The following is an 18384-nucleotide window of genomic DNA, read 5'->3' as shown; positions in this document are numbered from 1 at the left end:
TTACAAATGCTTGTATCGCGCACGGCGAAGGGCCGGGCGGCGGGTGCCCGGCCGTGCTGCAGCGCCGCGTCGCCGGCGATCAGCTGATCCGCTTCACCACCTTCCCCGTCGCGTCGAGGAATTCGATGCTGGGTTCCCCCGATGCACCGACCCGCAGCAGCAGGCGCGGCTTGCCGCTCTTGTCGGCGAGTTTCACGATCGCATCATCGGATGTCTTGCCGACGAACAGCCGTTCGGCGGCCGTGCCCTTCGCCGTCGCATAGGCGCGCATCTCTTCGCGGATGCGGTCGCGGGCGGCCTGGTCGGGCGCCGTCGCGGCGCGTTCGCTCATCTCCATCAGCGGCTTGATCGGCCAGTCGGGCCGGTCCCATACGCGCAGGCCGGCGGCGCGCTGGCCGTTCGCCTCGCTATACTGGATGCCGACGGTCTGGTCCTGCTTGTACTGGTCGAACATCAACGATGCGCTGGCGCGGCGGTTCTCGCCCACGGTCTTGCTGTCGAAGGTCAGCCCGCCGACCTCGTCGCCTTCGTCGTTGAAGAAGAGCATGCCGCCCGTATCGCGGCTGTGGTGCTTATATTCCTTGCCCTCCATGAACAGGCCGGGAAAGCGTTCCGAATTGGCGAGCACCAGCCGATATTTGCCGTCAGGTTCGACGATGTTGATCCGCTTGACGCTGATCTCGTCAAAGCTGCTCTTCGCCGGCCCGGCGTCGGCCATCACCATCGCGGCGGGCGTCGCGGCGCCCGCTGCGAAGCCCGCCGCGATCAGCATCATCTGCCCCATGCGCTTCCCGGTCATCGTCCATTCCCCTCTTCAATAATTCCACGTATCGACCGGCGCGCCCGCGGGGGCCGCGCTGCGGACATGGTCGGCGACCTCGCGGACGACGCCCGCCCAATCGGTGTGGTGCCAGTTGTGCCCTTTCTTGGGCCGGCCATATTCGAAGCGGATCGGATAATCCGGGCCCGCCACCTCGGCGACCATGTCCTGAAAGCGGTAGACCGCGAGGTTGAGATAGAAATCGTCCATCTCGCCGGCAAAGAAGTTCAGCTTTCCGCGCAGCTTCGGTCCCAGCGTCGCCCAATTGTCGCGCGCATAGCCCGACAGGTCGAAGCCGTGCTCGCGCATGTAGCGGACGACCTCCTTGTTGATGGCGCCGGTCTTCTTGTCATAGAGGAGCACCGGATAGCCGTCGGCGCCGACCGGACCGTGCGTCGTCTGCCAGATGTCGAGCTGATAATAGGACCGTCCCTTCGACCCCATCATCGCCTCGAACGCGGCGAGGGTGCGCAGGTCCATCAGCGGCATCCCCTCGCGGCTGCGGCGGAAGGGCTTTTCCTTCGTGATCCAGTCGTTGATCTGCAAGGTGAACATATTGTCCTCCTTGTAGATGTCGGTGAGCTGGTAGCGGGTGAAGTCGATCGGATCGGGATTGAACACCCACGCGCCGCCGAACAGGTCGGGGTAATGGAGTTGCAGAGCCAGCGCCTCCCAGCCCCCGGTCGACGCCCCCTCGACGATCCGGCCATAGGGCTGGTCGATCAGCCGGAAGGTCTTTTCGAGATAGGGCATCAGTTCCCTGGTGATGGCGTCGCCCCACGGTCCGTTGTTCGCCGAATTCAGCGCATAGGATTCGAAGAAATAGGGCCCGGGCGTCTCGAGCGTGATCGCCGCCATGCGCGGGAAGCCGTCGCCCGTCCATTCGCGCGAGAATTGATAGCCCGTCTTGACGTTGGCGTCGGCCGCGCCGCGCCGAGCGCCATCGGTATCGCTCGCCGGATCGGGATTGAAATTGAACGGCGCGCCGAAATGGCCGAACGTATAGATCGCCGGATAGCGCACGTTCGGATGCTTGGCGAAATCCTTCGGCAGCAGCACCTCGGCACCGATCGAGATGGGAATGCCCCAGAAATCCGACAATATCTTGCTCTTGATGCGGACGCGCTTGATCCACGGCGTATCGGGATCGCGCGCGACCGGGCCGATCTTCTCGGTCAGCGTCAGCGCGACGGGCGCGCCGGACGCGGGATCGAGCCTGGCGTCGAGCGGCTTGCTGTACGGGTTGCCGGGGAACATCGCCGCGCCGACGCGCTGGTCGCTGACCGGCACCCAGATGGTATGACCATCGGCCCGCTTCGCCTTGACATAGGGAATGAGGACGGCCTGCACCCTGTAGTCGCCCGCGGGCAACCGATCGAGGTCGAACGGAAAGCCGTCCGCCTTCGCATCGACCGTCACCGTCGTGCCGGGCGCGAGATTCTCGACATCGATGCCGAAGGCGGGCGGGCCGCCCATCCCGAGTATCTGGCGCGGCTCGGCCCTGGCCAACGCCGCGTTGGAGCGCGGAGCGGCGACGACGATCAACCGCCCGGTGACCGGCGCGTCGGCGGCCGTCGGCGGCAGGGTCACCGAAAAGCTGATCTGCGCCGAAGCCGGCGTAGCGACGATCAGCGAAACCAGCGCCAGAACGGCCTGAATCCCCCGCCTGCAATGATTGAAAAGCCCCACGTCCGCTCCCCCTCGAATAACAGCTCTCCGGATGACGATGAACCGGAAGGCGATTTCCGCCATTCGATCATCAATAGGCTGGTAAGCTTCGATACGATGGGTATGGCCGCAAGACGTCGGTGCGATTCGCGATTGGCAAATGCGCCTGCATCGCTTTTAATGAGCAACGACGGACCGCTGGGAGAAGGAAAACGCTTGGGTCATCGTCACGAAGCGACCGACGCGATCATCGGCCGCATCTATGAAACGGCGGTGATTCCGGACCTCTGGCCGGACCTGCTGGAGCATATCGCGAAGTCGCTGGACGCTTTGGGCGGGAATCTGATTCGCCGCAGCGCCGCCGGAGTCCAGATCGTCTCCTCTCCATCGGCCGTGGAAATCACGCAGGAATTCGACCGGCAGGGCTGGAACCGGAACAACAGCCGGGTCGCGCGCCGTTTGGAACGAGCGTCCTATCCGGGTTTCCTGTCGGATATCGACCTGCACAGCATCGAGGAGATCAACTCGCTGCCGATGTATACGGAGTTCCTGACCCCCGCCGGGCTTGCGGCGGGTTCGGGAACCATCATCCAGGGCCTGGAGGACGAGGCGGTCGTCGTCGCGATCGAGGGGTTCCCATCGCACCGGGCCGCGCAACAGGCGGCGCCCTTCCTCGACGGTCTGCGCCCGCACCTCGCCCGCGCGGCGACCCTGGCCGGAGAGATCAGACGGCAGCGGGCGGCAAGCCTGGTCGAAGTGTTCAACGTCATGAACATGGCGGTCGCGCTGCTCGACGCTCAGGGGCGGGTGCTGCGCGCGAGCCGACACTTCGAGGCCGCTTTCGACGATCTGCTGCTCGACGGCAGCGTGCGCCTCCAGATCGCGGACAGCATCGCGGACCGGAGGCTGGCCGACGGGCTGGCGACGATGCGCTGGATCGATCGCGGCTGTTCGATCGCCATCCGCGACCGCGACCAGACCGGACGCGCCGTGCTGCATCTGGTCCCGGCCAGCCGTGACGCGATGGGCATGTTCGACCGGGTCCGTCTGTTCGCCGTCCTCGCCGATCCCGAGAATCGCGCTCTGCCGGGTGCCGACATCATCGCCGCGCTGTTCGACCTGACGCCCGCCGAGGCACGGGTCGCGCGCGCGATCGCGGGGAACCGGGCACCGGCCGAACTGGCGGCGGAATGGGGAATCTCGGTCGAGACCATCCGGTCGCAACTGAAGCGCGCCTTCGCCAAGACGTCCACCACGCGCCAGAGCGAACTGGTGTCGTTGCTGACCCGCTTTGGTTAACGACCGATAAAAGACGGATTTTCACCCATATGGGTGATGCGCATCATCGTGCCGCGCAATAGCCGACCTCGAACACTGTTTTCGAACATATCGGGGGGCATATATGCGGACGACTGTTTCTGGAGCGACCAATCGCAAGGCGAGCCTTGTCGTAGGGGCAAGTCTGCTGGCACTGAGCACCGCCCAGCCCGCGCTGGCGCAGAGCGAGTGCGTCGGGTCGGTCTGCACGGTCGAGAACGACGGCGAGCGTGGGCCGGTCAGCGGGCAGACGGGCACCGTGACCATCGTGACCAACAGCGGCACGATCGCCGGCACCCCGGCCATCAGCCAGGCCGAATCGGTCGGGCTGCTGGTCTCCAACCAGCAGGGCGGCGTGATCGATAGCGAAGGCGGCGTGGCGATCCAGGGCATGCCGCGGCTGATCTTCGGCATCGCCAACGCGGGGGCGATCAACGGCGATGTCGTGCTCAACGACGCGCCCGCCCCCAGTATCTTCACCGCCCCGCTGGTCTTCTACATTCAGGAAGAAGGCGGGGAACTGCACGGGAATCTGAGGCTCGGCACCACCGGTTTCGGCAGCGCCTATTTCCTTCAGCGCGGCGAGGACGATGGCATCTTCGGATCGCTGTCGGCCGGCGCCGGGATCGACGTCTTCGCCAAAAGCTATCGCGAGACCGGCTCGGTGGCGCTGGGGCAATATGCCAAGCCCGCCGATTTCGAGGTGGAAGGCTATGAAGTGCTGGGGACCGGCACGACGCTGACCCTCACCGGCAGCGGCACCACGATCAACCTCGCCGGCGACGGCAACGTCGTCAATACCGCCACCATCACCACGCTCAATCCCGTGGGCGCCTATCCGCCGGGCGTGATCGTCGTTCCGACGGCGATCGGCTATTTCCAGGCGAAGGTCGGCGTACAGCCGCGCGGCGCCACGCCGGCCAACCCGACCCCCTTTCGCAGCTTCTCCTACGGCAGCGCGCTGAACAGCTTCGTCAACAAGGGTTCGATCGACGGCGACATCCGCCTGTCCACCGCCAGCTTCGTGAACGAAGGCGACGTCAGCATCCGCACCAACGGCCCGGGCACGCTGATCCGCGCCGCCGCCGATCGCGCCTTCGCGTTCGACAACAGCGGTTCGATCGCCATGGCCGAAAATGGCGCGCGCGGTCCGCAAGCGGCGCTCGAAATGGAATATGACGACGGGGTGGAAGCGGCCGTCCGCATCCGATCGGCCGTCGACAGCACCACGCCGAACCCGGTGACGATCGGCAACAGCGGCACCATCACCGGCGGGCTCGACGCGCGCGTGATCGCCAGCACCTTCGCCTTCGACAACAGCGGCACGATCGAAGGGCTGGACAGCCCGACATATTTCGCCCGCGGCCTGACGCTGGAGGTAGGCGAACTCGACCTGACGATCGGGCCGGACGGGGACGACGAATTCAACGGAACCAGCGCGACGATCCGCAACACGGCGGACGGGGTGATCCGCGACGGTTTCCTTGCCGAGGTCGCCACCGACACGCTGCGCTTCGAAAATGCGGGGCTGATCGCCGCATCGTCCCGCGAATGGGGCGTCGCGCTGCAGATCGAGCACGAACTTCTGTCGAGCGACGCCGACGAGGAGTCCGGGCTGCCCGAGATCGCGGCATCGAACCTGACCGTCGTCAACAGCGGCACGGTCGAGGGCAGCATGGTGATCGACGCCGAAACGGTCGACGCCACGATCGACAACAGCGGTTCGATCGTCCGGGCCGCCCGGGCCGTCGACCAGACGAATTTCATGACCTTCGCTTATGGCGGCGAGGCGGCGCTCGAAATCTACAACGGCACCGACCCCGACCAGCGGTTCGCCTTCACCAACAGCGGCACGATACGAAACGACGAGCGCGGCGGCAGCGCCGTCGACATGGAGATCGAGGCCGGCGAAGAGGATGACGGGCACATCGGGTCGGCCGAGGTGCGGGTCGTCAACACCGGCAGCATCGTCGCGGCGGGCGGCGCGACCGTCGTCCCCGGACAACTGATCGGCATGCCCCAGGAGATGGTGCTGGTGAACCCGGTCGCGGCGCTGAACGTCGATGCGTCCGACGTGACGGGCACCTCGACCATCCGCATCGAGAACGGCACGGACGGGGTGATTTCGGCCCTCGCCAACTTCAGCGTCCTGTTGCCCAACGGCTATCAGGAGCAGGCCGGAACGGCGGGCGCCTCGTCGGTCGCGATCGCCGCGTCGGGCCAGTTCATCACCATCGTCAACTCGGGCCGCATCGAGGGCGGGGCAGGAAGCGACTATGCCAACGCCCCCAATGTCGTGTTCAACGGTCCCGACCTGCCCGATCGCTATCTGGCCGGCGCGATCCAGACCCTCGGCGACGAATATGACCCCGCGGACCCCGCCGGCTATGTCGGGTCGATCGACCATGTCATCAACCGCGAAGGCGGCGTCATCATCGGGTCGATCGACCTCGGCGCCAACGACGACATCATCGAGAATTACGGGTCGGTCAGCGGCAATGTCTTCCTGCGCGACGGCGACGACACGTTCATTCATGGCTTGCTGGCAAGCTTCGACGGCATCGCGGACGGCGGCACGGGGACCGATACGCTGGTCTTCGACATCACGGGGGCGCTCTATACCGGATCGATCGATCCCGTCCTGCGCGCGAAGTTCGTCAATTTCGAGATCGAGAAGCTGATCGGCACCGGACGCGTCGTCGCCGAGGAAGGCATCACCGTGGCCGAAGGCGGCGAGTTGATCCTGACCGAGGATTCCACGATCGATGTCGGCGCCGGAAACGACGCCGTGTCGGGCAGCGAGGGAAGCGGCGAGACGGTCGTCCTTCAGGGCACCATCGTCGGCAACGTCAACATGAAGGGGGGCGATAATGTCGTCACCAACCAGGCGTCGATAACCGGCGACATCCTGGCGGGCGACGGCAACAACCGGATCGCCAACCCCGAAGGCCTGACTCTGACCGGCAACATCGCGCTGGGCGACGGCGAGAATAATGTCGTCAATCAGGGTGTCGTGACCGGCGACGTGCGTTTCGGCGACGGTGGCAACCATTTCGCCAACAGCGGCCAGATCGGCGGCGACGTCCGCTTCGGCGGCGGCGACGACGTGCTCGACCTGACCGGGGACTGGGCGATCGGCGGCGCGGTCGTCGGCGGCGGCGGAACCGACATCGTCAACGCCAGCTTCTCCTCCGCACCGGTGGCGGAGGCGGACCTGCCGGTCCTCGACCTGTCGGGCTTCGAGCAGATCGAGCAGTTCAACGTCAACGGCGGCACCGGCAAGATCGGCGGAACCGCGACCTTCGACGATATCCAGATCAACCAGGGCCGGCTGATCGGCGCCCAGGGGTCCGACATCAATGCCGACGTCACCGTCCAGCAGGGCGGCACCTTCGGCAGCGCGGGCACGGTCAGCGGCGACATCACCGTTCTGGCGGGCGGCACGCTGTCGCCCGGCGCCTCGCCGGAGGTGATGATCCACAACGGCGACCTGACCATGGCGTCGGGATCGAACCTGCTGTTCGAATTCGTCCCCGTGGGGCAGAGCGACCAGCTGCTGGTCAGCGGCGCGCTGACGATCGCGAACGGCGCCACGCTGACCATCACCGGCAGCCGTCCGCTGACGCCGGGGATCGCCTATGACATGATCGTCGCGGACGGCGGGATCAGCGGCGAATATACGATCGCGAGCTGGGACCGCACAGCGGTCCAGGGCTTCCTGCGCTATACGCCGACCAAGCTGCAACTGCTCGGCACGTTCGTCGCCGCATCGGACGTGGCGACGCAGACCGGCGCGGCGATCGACTATGTCAACGGCCTGCTGGTGTCGGGCGACGCGGGGGCCACACTGCTGGGCGCCATCCCGACGCTGCTCGACAGCAGCGGCTTCGCCAGCATCGCGGCGTTCGGCCAGCTCCATGCCGAAGCCTATGCCAGCGCCGCGCAGCTGGGCGTCGAACAGGGCCTCAGCCTGGCCAAATCGCTGCGCTCGGGCGCCGCGACGAGCACCGCCGCGGAGCCCGGCCTCTATGGCTTCGCTCAGTTGTTCGGCGACTGGCGGACGCTGAAGGGCGACGCCGCGATCGGCACCACGCGGGCGAAAAGCCGCAGCCACGGGCTGCTGGGCGGGATCGGCTTCGGCAGCGAAGCGGCATCGATCGGGGCCTTCGTCGGCTATATGGACGGCCGGCAGACGATCGCCGGGCTCGACGCGCGCACCGACTCCGACGGCGTGATCGCCGGCATCGCCGGCCATGTCGAAACCGGCGGACTGACGCTTCACGCGCTGATCGCGCACGACTGGAGCGATGCGACCACCGACCGCGCGGTTCCCGGCGCGGCGCGGGTGACGGGCGACCACCGCCTGCGCAGCTTCGTCGTCGACGCCGCGATCGGTTACGAGCTGGCGGCGGGAACGAATTGGGCGGTCCGGCCCGAAGCGGGGCTGACGCACGTATCGACCCGGCGCGGCGCGGTCGCCGAAACCGGCAGCGCGGCCTTCGGTCTTGCGGTCGACAGCGAACGGGTGAAGGCGACCTTCGTCGACGCGTCGCTGGCGCTGGTCGGCGGACAGGCCGACGATGCCGCGGTCGAGCCGTGGATCAAGGCAGGCTTCCGCTATCAACTGGACGGCGAAGCGACGACCGCGCGCGCCGGTTTCATCGGAGCGGGCAGCCGCTTCGTGGTGGCGGGCGCCGAACGCAAGAGCTTCCTGCCGACGCTCGGCGCGGGAATCGGCGTTCGGCTGGCGCCGGGCATGCGCCTGACCGCCTCCTACGAGGGCGAATATGGCGGCGGCAACGGCCACCACGTCGCACTGGGGCTGCGCCTGGCATTCTGACGGCCGTGTGGGCCGGCGCGCGGGTCCGACCCGGCCCGCGCGCCATGCTCCCGGCCTAACGCGTCAAGGCTGATGCCGCAGCCTGCCGGTGCCGCCCGCGGCTTGGCCAGTCGAGTTTCCCTCCCCCGCCTCTTCCAGATCCGCCAGAATGGGGCAATCGGGCCGGTCGTCGCCCGCGCAGCATTGGACGAGGGTGGTCAGCGTCGCCGCCATCTGTTCGAGCTGTTCGATGCGATCGCGGAGCCGGGCGATGTGCGCCTGCGCGATCCGCTTCACGTCGCCGCTGTGCCGCGATGTGTCGCGCCAGAGGTTCAGCAGGTCGTCGATCTCCGAAACCGCGAAGCCAAGGTCGCGCGCGCGGCGGATGAAGCGGAGCATGTGCACGTCGGACGGCGAATAGTCGCGATAGCCCGATTCCCTGCGCAGCGCCTTCGGGATCAGGCCGGTCCGTTCGTAATAGCGGATCATCTTGGCGGAAACGCCCGACGCCTTCGATGCCTGCCCGATGTTCATGCCGCCTCTCCCGCCGCGTCCTGCCCGGCCGGCACCGGTGCTTCAAGGGGCCGGAAGCCGCGCAGGCGCAGCGCATTGCCCAGAACGAAAGCGCTCGACATCGCCATAGCACCGGCGGCGAAGACCGGCGACAGCAGGATGCCCCACAGCGGATAGAGTATGCCCGCGGCAACCGGGATCAGCGCGATATTATAGGCGAAGGCCCAGAACAGATTCTGGCGGATATTGCGGATCGTCGCGCGCGACAGCGCGATGGCTGTGGCGACGCCGCCCAGATGCCCCGACATCAGCACGACATCCGCCGCCTCGATGGCGACGTCGGTGCCCGTGCCCACGGCAATGCCGACGTCCGCTTCGGCCAGTGCCGGCGCATCGTTGATGCCGTCGCCGACGAAGGCGACGCGGCCGTGCGCGGCCTTCAGGCGGCGGATCGCCTCCACCTTGTCGGCGGGCAGCAACTCGGCGACCACCGTGTCGATGCCGATCCGGCGCGCGATCGCGTCGGCGGTTCGGCGATTGTCGCCGGTCAGCACCGCCACGCGCAGGCCGAGCCGATGAAGCGTCGCGATCGCGGCCGGCGTCGTCGGCTTGATCGGGTCGGCCACGGCGACGACGGCGGCGAGGCGCCCGCCGATCGCGGCATAGAGCGGCGATTTGCCCTCCTGTCCCATCTGCTCGGCGACGGCGGCGAACGCGGCGACGTCGAGGCCGAGTTCGCGCATGTAGCGGTCGGCGCCGATGTGGATCGCCTCACCCTCGACATCGGCCTTCACCCCAAAGCCGGTGATCGATTCGAAATCGACGACAGCCGGCAGATCGAGTCCCTCCGCCCGCGCCGCATCGACGATCGCGCGCGCGATCGGATGCTCGGATTTCGCTTCCACCGCCGCGATCCGCGCCAGGACGCGGGCGCGGTCGAACCCGTCGGTCACCCGGAAATCGGTCAGCGCGGGACGCCCCTCAGTCAGCGTCCCGGTCTTGTCCACCGCGACGACCGCCGCATCGCGCAGCAGCTGGAGCGCCTCCCCCTTGCGGAACAGAATGCCCAACTCGGCGCCGCGCCCGGTGCCCACGACGATCGCGGTCGGCGTCGCCAGTCCCATCGCGCAGGGACAGGCGATGATGAGCACGGCGACGGCGTTGACCAGCGCGAAGGTCAGCGAAGGCGACGGCCCGAGCCACAGCCAGACGGCAAAGGTCAGCGCGGCCACCGCGAAGACGGCGGGAACGAACCGCATCGTCACCCGGTCGACCAGCGCCTGGATCGGCAGCTTGGCCCCCTGCGCCTGCTCCACCATGCGGATGATCTGCGCGAGCATGGTTGCCTCGCCCACCGCGGTGGCGCGAAAGGCGAACGCGCCCTGCTGGTTCACCGTGCCGCCGATCAGCGCGTTCCCCACCGCCTTGGCAAGGGGGATGGGTTCGCCGGTAATCATCGATTCGTCGACGAAGCTTCCGCCTTCGACCAGCTCGCCGTCCACGGGAATGCGCTCGCCGGGCCGCACGTCGACGATATCCCCCATGACGACCGCGCCGACCGGCACCTCGACCAGCGCGCCGGCACGGCGGACGCGCGCGGTCCGCGGCTGCAACCCGATCAGCCGCTCGATTGCCGCCGACGTGCGTCCCTTGGCGCGCGCCTCCAGATAGCGGCCGAACAGGATCAGGGCGACGATGACGGCGGCGGCCTCATAATAGACGTTCACCGTTCCCGCCGGCAGCAGGTGCGGCGCAAAGGTCGCCACCAGCGAATAGGCGTAGGCCGCGAGCGTCCCGACCGAAACCAGCGCGTTCATGTCCGGCGCCAGACGGACCAGCGCCGGAATCCCGCTGCGGAAGAAACGGAGGCCGGGGCCGGCGAGCACCAGCGTCGTCAGCACGAACTGGATATGCCAGCTCGTCTGCACGCCGATGGTGCGGGCGACCCGGTGATGTACGCCGGGGATCAGGTGCGATCCCATCTCCAGCAGGAACACAGGCAGCGCCAGCGCGGCGGCGAGGATGACGTCGCGCTTCAGCGCGCGGCGTTCGGCATCCCGGCGCTCGTCGGCCTCCCCTTCGCGCTCGGCGTCGGTCCCGACCGGATGCGCCCGATAGCCCGCGCGCGCGATCGCCGCGACCAGCGCCGCAACCTCTGCGACACCGCGCACGCTGGCGCGTTCGGTCGCCAGATTGACCGATGCACCGGTCACGCCGGGAACCGCCTTCAGCGCCTGCTCCACGCGTCCGACGCACGATGCGCAGGTCATCCCCTCGATCGCGAGTTCGGTCGCAGCGGCCGGCACACCGTAACCGGCCGCCTCGACCGCCCGCACCAGTGCGACGCGGTCCACGGCTCCGCTCGCCCGGACGTCGGCGTATCCGGTCGCCAGATTGACGCTGACGGCGTCGACACCCTCGACCTCGCCCAAGGCTCGCTCGACGCGCCCGACGCACGACGCGCAGTTCATGCCCTCGACAGGCAGGCGGATCGCCGAATCGACGGCATGATCCTTGATTTTCGCGGCCGGCATCGCCCGTCACCTCACGTGTCACCATGGGAACTGGCATCAGGATGCAGCTTCCCATCGTTGGAAGGTCAAGGGTGATAATGCGGGGCTCTACGGAGTCGGCCGGCGGCCTTGCGCCGATGTCGACTTGCTATGCGCTCGTCCCATTCACTGCAGAGTTACCGGAAGTCGAAATCGCGATATCCCCCGGCGGCGGCTTCGCTGCAAATCTCCCGATAACGGCCGAGCCCGCCGATATAGACGGGGAAGGTTCGCGGCTTGCCCGGCACATTGGCGCCGGTATACCAGGTATTGGCGGTGGGATAGAGCGAGCGCGAACCCAGTTCGCGTACCTTCGTCATCCAGTCTTCCTCAGCCTCAAGCCGCGGCTCGATCGAGCGAAAGCCGTTGGCGCGCAGGTGGGCGATGCAATCGCAAACCCAATCGACATTCTGTTCGTTGAGCAGGATGAAGTTGGCGAGTGCGGACGGACCGTTGGGACCCGCAATGACGAACAGGTTCGGGAAGCCCTCGATCATCAGGCCAAGGTGCGACCGGCCGCCTTCCGCCCATTTGTCCTTCAGGCTGCGTCCGTCCTTGCCCTTGACGTCGATCGACAGCATGGCGCCGGTCAGCGCGTCATAGCCGATCGCGGCAATGATGATGTCGACCTCAACCTCACCTTGGTCGGTCCGAATGCCCTTTTCGGTAATCTCGACGATCGGATGCTCCAGGCAATCCATCAGCGTCACATTGTCGCGGTTGAATGCCTCGTAATAGCCGGTATCGAGACAGGGGCGCCGCGCAAAGATCGGATAGCCCCGCGGCGTCAGGCGGCGCGCGGTATCGGGATCCTCGACGACCTCCGCAATCTTGCCGCGAACGAATTCGGCAACCACCTCATTCGCTTCGCGGTTGGTCAGAATGTCCGAGAAGAGGCCCAGGAAGGCGAGGCCGCCATACTGCCACGCCCCTTCCATCAATTCGTCCCGCTCGGCAGGCGAAACGCTGAACAGCGGGCGGTAGGTGATCGGCCGGACCCCGCCGGTCAGCGAGTGGCGCGCCGAGGCGCGCAGGTCGGAATAATATTTCTTGATGTGCGCGATGAAGTCGGGGGCGAGTTCACGATTCCGCATCGGCAGCGTGAAGCTGGGGGTGCGTTGATAGACATAAAGCTGCGCCGCCTGTTCGGCGACGACCGGAACGATCTGGATACCCGACGATCCGGTGCCGATCACCGCCACCCGTTTGCCGGCGAAGTCGACCGGATGGTGCGGCCACTTGCCCGATAGATAGAGGTCTCCGCCGAAGCGGTCGGCCCCCGGGATGTCGACCTGCTTCGGCACCGACAGCGGGCCGGTCGCCATCAGGCAATAGGAGGCTTCGAACGTCGTGCCGTCGTCGGTCGTGATCCGCCACAACGCGGCATCCGCGTCATATTCGACCGCCGTCGCGCGCGTTCCAAAGCTGATGTCGCGGCGCAGATCCAGCTTGTCGGCGACGAATTGCGCATAGGCCAGGATTTCGGGCTGCGCGGCGAATTGTTCGCTCCACGTCCATTCCTGCTGGATCTCGTCGGAGAAGGAATAGCTGTAGTCGATGCTCATCACGTCGCAGCGCGCGCCGGGATAGCGGTTCCAGTACCAGGTCCCTCCGACGTCGTCACCGGTCTCGATCGCGTGGGCGTCGAGCCCCATGCCGCGCGCCCGGTGAAGCGCATACATGCCGCCGAAGCCGGCACCGATGATCAGCGCGTCGAGCCTGCGCGGCGTCGTGGCGGCCCGATCGGAAGATTGCTTCATTGATGATTCCCCGAAGAAATTTGGAACTTGCTCCGTCGTTAATCGGCTTTTGCAGGCCACCAAGCGCGGCCGCCGGTGAAGCCCGAACATCACATGCGTGAAGGCGAACGCCGCTGGTCAGGCGGCGCCGATGCGCGCCCTTGCGAGTTCCATCCCTTGGCGATAGTCGCTCTTTCCGCTCGCGTGGCGCGGCATCGCCGCGACGCGAACGATCGTTCGCGGCTGTTTGTAGACGGCGAGGTCCTGCGACAGATGCGCCCGGATCGCCTTGTCATCCGGCGCGTCGCCCGCCTCGATCAACGCGGTCACGGCGCTGCCCCATCTGGGGTCGGGAAGGCCGAAGACCATCGCGTCGGCGATGCCCGGCACGCGCTTGAGCGCTTCCTCGACCTCTTCGACATAGACTTTCTCGCCGCCCGTGTTGATGCACAGGCTGCCGCGACCGAGCAGACGGAGCCGCCCGCCGGGCAAGCGCTCGGCCATGTCGCCGGGGATCGCGTAGCGCTGTCCGCCGATCGTCCGATAGACGCTCGCCGTCTTCTCCGGATCGCCGTGATAGCCAACCCCGAACGGCGGCCGGCGCGCAAGCCACCCCTGCCCCGGCTCGTCGTCGGCGAGCACCCGGTCGCCGTGCTGGTCGATGATGACGGTCTGCGGCCCGGGCTCGAACAGGCCGGTCGGCGTCGTCCTGTCCCGGTTTGTAATGGCGTAGCCGAAGCCCGATGCTTCCGACGCGCCCAATATGTCGAGCAGCGTCAGATCCGGCAGCGCGGCGAGCAGCGCCGCCTTGACCTGTTCGGACCACATGAGGCCCGCCGAGGAAATGAGGCGCAGGGCCGAAAGGTCCCATCGTCCGGGATGGGCGAGCAGCGCGTCGGCCATCGGCCGCGCAAAGGCATCGCCGACGATCAGGATGCGCGTGACGCGATGACGCTCCGCCTCGTCCCACAGGCCGGCGGCATCGAAGCGGTCCGAAGGCAGGAGCACCGCCGTGCCGCCGATCAGCAATTCGGCAAGCGAACTGTTGAGCCCCGCCCCATGCATCAGCGGACATGCCGGCATCACGCGTCCGGCCGTGCCCCTGCGAACCTGGGCGATATGATCGTCCATGCTTTCCGGCGTCGCGACCGCAACGGGCGATTCGAGCTGCGAGCGCCGGGCATCGGCAGAGCGCCACATCACGCCCTTCGGCCGGCCGGTGGTCCCGCCGGTGTACAGCAGGTAGCCATCGTCGGGAGAACGCTCGATCCCCAGCGGCGTCGGATCGCCCTGCGTGACGACGGCGTCATAGTCGCCCGCTCCGCCGATCTGCACCGCATGGATCAGATGATCGATCGCACCGCCGATCAGCGGGGCGACGATGGGCGCGAACTCGTCCTGATAGAACAGACCGGCAGCCTGGCAGTCGCGCAGCACATATTCGATCTCTGCGGTGGTGTAGCGGTAGTTGAGATTGACGTGCGTCAGCCGCGCCTTGAAGGCGGCGGCGGCGACCTCGATGAACTCGGGAATGTTGCGCGCAAGGATGGCGACCCGATCGCCCGGCGCCAGCCCGGCCGCCATCATCGCGCGCGCCAGGCGGTTGGTGCGAGCGTCGAAATCCGACCAGCAGGTCACATGGTCGCCGCGGATGATCGCGGGTCGTTCGCCGGGAACCTGCGCCGCCGTCACATCCAGGATATCACCGAAATTCCAATCCATGGGAATTCCTACTCAGCGACCGAGGAAGACGGGCGGGCGCTTTTCGACGAACGCCGCCACGGCTTCCTGCGCGTCGTGCGATGTCGACAGTCTCGCCGTGTTGCCCTGCTCGTAGATATAGCCGTCGCGCAGCGTCATATTCTCGATCGTGCGCATGCTGTCCTTTGCAAGGCGCGTCGCCAGCGGGCTTTTCGATGCGATCACGGCCGCCATTTCGAGGCAATAGGGGAGGAGGTCGCCGGCCGGCAGGCAGGCTTCGATTTAGAGAGAGGCGCTCGCTAATCTCAGGCCTCACGCCAAACACCTTTACGCGAGGCGGTGGAAAGGAGATCGTGACCAACGAGCGTCAGATGGCTGAGCGGGTTTCATCTTCTGCGTCGACGAAGAGAGAGCCTCGACGATCACGGTTTGGGGGCAAAAGGAAAAGCTCCAACGATTTAAAGTTTGCAATAGAATGCTCTCTCCGGTCAATGAATGAGTCCAGCCTTTCCGTTATAACGAAATTTTATTAGCCACTGGTGACCAATCCAATACGCTCGTTGGCTCGACCTCAACGCACCGTCCACAGTGAGAATACACATGAACGATGATCATACCTTAATTGCATCAGCAATAATTTTTTCAGCAATAATAACCAAAAGAAATAATGAACCGAATACGGAATGGAAAAAAGATTTCGAAGAAGTTTTTAATTTCATTAATTCGTTTTCCAATTCCAAGACTATCGCCTCTTTAGGAGAGAATTACAGACATAATTCGGTGCATAACGATTTTTTGATTTGCCTTGAAGATGGCATGGAGGTGAAAATGCTAAAGCCCCATCTTTCTAAGTGTCATCAGATGTCGCCGGACGAATATCGAGAAAAATGGAATTTGCCGCATGATTACCCTATGGTAGCGCCCTCTTATTCGCAACGCAGGAGCGAAATGGCAAAAGCCGTTGGGCTGGGAACATTTGGCTATGGCCGAGGCCGACCCAAAAAACGCAACAATAATTCTTGAGCAAAATTATGTATCCTCTGTCAGCAATATTGCTTCCCATCAATGATATTAGCCAATTTAAAACGATATCAATTGGTGATAAAGTTATTGATGAAATAAAATCCATTTCGTTTCATGTAGTTGAAATTAATGAGCACAATTTTATTGCGGAAGGGTCGTTGCCTCTATCCAGCGACGAAAATGTCTTTGTTAAGCTTTTTGGATCAAAGCCCCAACCCGCGAAAGTTAGTTGGATATCGAATAACAGATACTTTTTTGAATTTTCTAAGCCGATCTCGAAAGAAAGCGTCACCGGATTAAAGAGTCTTTCTAGCCAAAATTCTTCGTTGCCTACAACAAAACCAATGCCTTCGCAAAGCTTGGGCGCTAGTTTGCGACGTGTTCGCGAATCTCGTGGTGTGAGTCAAAAGACGCTCGCTGCCAAAATAGGGGTCAGCATCCCGACAATAAGCATGTGGGAAAGCGATCATAGGCGCCCGTCGATTGAGCGCTTGGCTAAGATCGGAGAAATACTAAACGCTTCTGCCGAAGAATTTTTAGCCGGCGTTGGGACAAACGAACTAAATGAGCTTCTTGCACAAACGCGTGAACAGATTTCTAAATTTCTTGGGGTGACGTCTGACAAAGTTCGAATTTTTATTGAAATTTGAACTGCTTACTATGTCTGCGAATGCAGAACACAAGCCCCGCCTATTGGGTGAGCGCGTCGGCGCCTTGCCAGAACCGTCCTAAAGATCGTAGCGAAGCCAGTTATCACGGAAGGCCTCGCTAACTCTGTCAACGCCCCTCACGCGTGCGTCTCAAGGCATCTCCAGTCGTCAATCATGCGATACAGGCCGTCGCCTAGAGACGAAATTTAAAGACTTCTTCGCTACCCGGTCACTAGATTGGAGACCGAATATGCGTATGAGCCACCTCATTCTAGCGGGACTTACGTTTGCCGCGATGCCAACAAAGTCAGCCGCAGCGACACCATCGGAAAGCGGCTTTAACATTTCGCTGCGCGTGCCGACTGTGTGCGACCTCGACGCTGGCGAATTTCAGGTTAACGGTTCTCAGAGCGAATTTACTGGTCACGTTTTCGAGTATTGCAACAGCTCGCGTGGCTTCCAAGTGATCGCAAGCCATCGCCCACTCCAGCACAGCGAGATCGTCGAAATCGACTACGGCGAACAAAATTCCCTACTTGGTGAGGGCGGTCTGTCTATGATAGCATTCCGCTCAGGCCCCAGATTGTCGGCCGTCCCCGTAAAGATCAAAGCTTCAGGGCTCGAAACCGAGCTTTCTTTAGCATTTTCGCTCACTGCGATTTGACTGCGTTAAAATTAGTTGTTCTCAGCCGGCTAAACTGCCGTTACTGAAACTGTAATACGGTCTGCATAATCTCCCGCACGCACAGTTGCGGGCGATGCTTCTGCACGCATCAAATGCACAGTGCCCGCCGATGAAGTTGGACCAGGAAACAAGAATTCGTCTCCACCTCCAAGACTTACTCTCTGACTATCGAAAAATAGTTCATAGGGAAATTTATCTAAGTTTTCGACATGGACTAACTGGCCTCGATTATCTGACGACAAATCGACACGATATCCGGATGTGCTCCACACCCGAATGCCGAATGGATCTGAGCGAGCGCCCTTAGTTGCCGACACCGTCCCGATATGGATACTAGCGATTTCATTATTGCCTGTTGCGCCCACAAAACGCAATTCCACCGCTTGCGGCACGTCAATCTCTACATTTAACAGCAGCGAATCGATCTTAACGCCGTTCCTGTCTAACAACCGCAGTTCGAGCTGTTCGCTGAAGCTCCCAGCTTTGAGCCCCCATTCGCTGGGCACGACAATTTCGAAAGGCACTAAGTAGCCTTCCTGAGTGCTGGGCAGAAAAGGAACCGGAAATAGGTTACCTGCTGGCAATGTGGCATCTTGAGGCGTGATGTTCAATGTCGTGGGACCAGATCTCAACCTGTATGCCGGCATGCCAATTGCGGCGATGCTGTCTAGTCGCTCAATTTGGATAGTGGCGCCGCATTCGCCCCCGCCGATAGCACGAACGCCGATGCCAAAGTTTCGACGGGCGAACTGTCCGACGCCAATCTCCAAATTGCGAATACTGATGGATTCCGAATTCTCGACAAATTCGGCCTTGCACTCATCGGCATAAGCAGGCGCAGCAACGAGTAAGCTGGCTGCCAATGCAATAGAAGCTGAAAATCGCATGATGCCTCCC

At 63.9% G+C, this 18384-nt stretch carries 13 protein-coding genes; 5 read left to right on the top strand and 8 right to left on the bottom strand.

Going from position 1 to position 18384, the window contains the following annotated elements:
* Positions 1–79: 79 nt before the first annotated feature.
* Positions 80–799, bottom strand: coding sequence for a hypothetical protein (locus AC2S9W_RS06960; protein WP_067181373.1), 720 nt, complete (start codon positions 797–799; stop codon positions 80–82).
* Between the two features lie 15 nt (positions 800–814).
* A complete protein-coding gene (locus tag AC2S9W_RS06955; protein WP_158682055.1) occupies positions 815–2509 on the bottom strand; it encodes an alpha/beta hydrolase-fold protein in 1695 nt (564 codons plus the stop codon).
* A gap of 195 nt (positions 2510–2704) precedes the next feature.
* Between AC2S9W_RS06955 and AC2S9W_RS06950 the strand changes: the two genes are divergently transcribed.
* Together AC2S9W_RS06950 and AC2S9W_RS06945 are read left to right on the top strand one after the other, a co-directional pair.
* On the top strand, positions 2705–3787 hold the full coding sequence (locus AC2S9W_RS06950; RefSeq protein ID WP_067105148.1) for a helix-turn-helix transcriptional regulator: 1083 nt from the start codon (positions 2705–2707) through the stop codon (positions 3785–3787).
* 103 nt (positions 3788–3890) lie between these two features.
* On the top strand, positions 3891–8645 hold the full coding sequence (locus AC2S9W_RS06945) for an autotransporter family protein (protein WP_486571787.1): 4755 nt from the start codon (positions 3891–3893) through the stop codon (positions 8643–8645).
* A 63-nt stretch (positions 8646–8708) separates the two neighbouring features.
* Here the strand turns inward: AC2S9W_RS06945 and cueR are convergent, their stop codons facing one another.
* The 5 genes from cueR to AC2S9W_RS06920 all read right to left on the bottom strand — a co-directional run bounded on the left by cueR (position 8709) and on the right by AC2S9W_RS06920 (position 15399).
* On the bottom strand, positions 8709–9158 hold the full coding sequence (cueR, locus tag AC2S9W_RS06940) for a Cu(I)-responsive transcriptional regulator (protein ID WP_067105150.1): 450 nt from the start codon (positions 9156–9158) through the stop codon (positions 8709–8711).
* Positions 9155–11671 (bottom strand): heavy metal translocating P-type ATPase, encoded by a 2517-nt coding sequence (locus AC2S9W_RS06935; RefSeq protein WP_486571786.1) that lies wholly within the window; start codon positions 11669–11671, stop codon positions 9155–9157. Before AC2S9W_RS06935 ends, cueR begins: the two co-directional genes overlap by 4 nt.
* A 155-nt stretch (positions 11672–11826) precedes the next feature.
* Complete coding sequence (locus AC2S9W_RS06930; protein WP_486571785.1) at positions 11827–13449, bottom strand: flavin-containing monooxygenase; 1623 nt, start codon at positions 13447–13449, stop codon at positions 11827–11829.
* A 117-nt stretch (positions 13450–13566) separates the two neighbouring features.
* Positions 13567–15150, bottom strand: a complete 1584-nt coding sequence (locus tag AC2S9W_RS06925) for an AMP-binding protein (protein ID WP_486571784.1) — start codon at positions 15148–15150, stop codon at positions 13567–13569.
* 12 nt (positions 15151–15162) lie between these two features.
* The gene (locus tag AC2S9W_RS06920; protein WP_486572063.1) at positions 15163–15399 is read right to left on the bottom strand and encodes an enoyl-CoA hydratase-related protein; all 237 of its coding nucleotides are present in this window, start codon (positions 15397–15399) and stop codon (positions 15163–15165) included.
* 330 nt (positions 15400–15729) lie between these two features.
* On the opposite strand from AC2S9W_RS06920, the gene AC2S9W_RS06915 reads away from it, so the two are divergent.
* The 3 genes from AC2S9W_RS06915 (at position 15730) to AC2S9W_RS06905 (ending at position 17466) form a co-directional block, all read left to right on the top strand.
* A complete protein-coding gene (locus tag AC2S9W_RS06915) occupies positions 15730–16152 on the top strand; it encodes a Ros/MucR family transcriptional regulator (protein WP_486571783.1) in 423 nt (140 codons plus the stop codon).
* On the top strand, positions 16149–16802 hold the full coding sequence (locus AC2S9W_RS06910; RefSeq protein WP_486571782.1) for a helix-turn-helix domain-containing protein: 654 nt from the start codon (positions 16149–16151) through the stop codon (positions 16800–16802). The genes AC2S9W_RS06915 and AC2S9W_RS06910 overlap by 4 nt, the downstream gene beginning before the upstream one ends.
* A gap of 250 nt (positions 16803–17052) precedes the next feature.
* Positions 17053–17466: a hypothetical protein gene (locus AC2S9W_RS06905; protein WP_486571781.1), complete on the top strand. Its 414-nt coding sequence runs from the start codon at positions 17053–17055 to the stop codon at positions 17464–17466.
* Positions 17467–17495: 29 nt separating this feature from the next.
* Here AC2S9W_RS06905 and AC2S9W_RS06900 read toward each other — a convergent pair whose 3' ends face one another.
* The gene (locus tag AC2S9W_RS06900; protein ID WP_486571780.1) at positions 17496–18374 is read right to left on the bottom strand and encodes a hypothetical protein; all 879 of its coding nucleotides are present in this window, start codon (positions 18372–18374) and stop codon (positions 17496–17498) included.
* Between the last annotated feature and the right edge of the window lie 10 nt (positions 18375–18384).

The sequence above is a fragment of the Sphingopyxis sp. 550B genome, from assembly GCF_057401805.1.
Note: the sequence above shows the minus strand (reverse complement) of the source record. Positions and strands in the feature narration are given on the sequence as shown.

Bases quoted from the DNA above. Each gene is read 5' to 3' on its own strand.
- AC2S9W_RS06960 (WP_067181373.1), bottom strand. From the start codon at position 799: ATGACCGGGAAGCGCATGGGGCAGATGATGCTGATCGCGGCGGGCTTC.
- AC2S9W_RS06945 (WP_486571787.1), top strand. From the start codon at position 3,891: ATGCGGACGACTGTTTCTGGAGCGACCAATCGCAAGGCGAGCCTTGTC.
- cueR (WP_067105150.1), bottom strand. From the start codon at position 9,158: ATGAACATCGGGCAGGCATCGAAGGCGTCGGGCGTTTCCGCCAAGATG.
- AC2S9W_RS06935 (WP_486571786.1), bottom strand. From the start codon at position 11,671: ATGCCGGCCGCGAAAATCAAGGATCATGCCGTCGATTCGGCGATCCGC.
- AC2S9W_RS06930 (WP_486571785.1), bottom strand. From the start codon at position 13,449: ATGAAGCAATCTTCCGATCGGGCCGCCACGACGCCGCGCAGGCTCGAC.
- AC2S9W_RS06925 (WP_486571784.1), bottom strand. From the start codon at position 15,150: ATGGATTGGAATTTCGGTGATATCCTGGATGTGACGGCGGCGCAGGTT.
- AC2S9W_RS06915 (WP_486571783.1), top strand. From the start codon at position 15,730: ATGAACGATGATCATACCTTAATTGCATCAGCAATAATTTTTTCAGCA.
- AC2S9W_RS06905 (WP_486571781.1), top strand. From the start codon at position 17,053: ATGCGTATGAGCCACCTCATTCTAGCGGGACTTACGTTTGCCGCGATG.
- AC2S9W_RS06900 (WP_486571780.1), bottom strand. From the start codon at position 18,374: ATGCGATTTTCAGCTTCTATTGCATTGGCAGCCAGCTTACTCGTTGCT.